The organism is Streptomyces alkaliphilus, from assembly GCF_014141535.1.
GTDB classification, from domain to species: Bacteria; Actinomycetota; Actinomycetes; order Streptomycetales; family Streptomycetaceae; genus Streptomyces; species Streptomyces alkaliphilus.
The window spans coordinates 1-524 of record NZ_VKHT01001686.1 but is presented as its reverse complement, the minus strand read 5'-3'; the positions used below and the strand labels follow the sequence as shown (position 1 = coordinate 524).

1 protein-coding gene is annotated in these 524 nt (G+C 75.4%); it reads right to left on the bottom strand.

The genetic code is table 11. The annotated features are described in order from the left end of the window. Positions 1 to 72: 72 nt before the first annotated feature. On the bottom strand, positions 73 to 524 hold a 452-nt coding region (locus tag FNQ90_RS26325; RefSeq protein WP_456115109.1), incomplete at its 5' end, for a DUF7782 domain-containing protein.

Genomic DNA, 524 nt, shown 5'->3' with positions numbered 1-524 from the left:
GACATCGGGACACCCCGGTGCCCGCCCCGCCGGTGTGTCGGGCGGCGGGGCGGCGGGGCGGCGCCGGGACGATCAGTCCACCGGTCGCAGGAAACCCTGCTCCAGCAGCCCCCGCAGCAACTCCGGCAGGCGGGCCCTCAGCTCCGCCGGATCGTCCCCCAGCAGCCGCGCGATCGCATCGCCGATCGCCCCCGCCGTCAGGGTGCCGTCACAGGCGCCCGCGAAGCCGGCTCCGATGGTGTCCACGGTCAGGGCGCGCATCATCCCCGAGTGCTGCCGGAGCACCACGTGCTCGGGGTGCTCGGCACCCGGCAGGCCGATCTGCTCCTGCACCACCTCGTCCACCAGGCGGTAACGGGCGGCCAGCAGCCGCTCGTCGTCCCGCCGCAACACCCCGCACAGGTCGAAGTACTCGGCCACGGTCGGCCCGAGCGGCTGCCGCACCGCGTGGGGCCACTCCTCCAGCAGCACCGAGGGCCGGTCGGTGTCCGCGCGGCGCAGCATGATCCACCCCAGGCCCACCC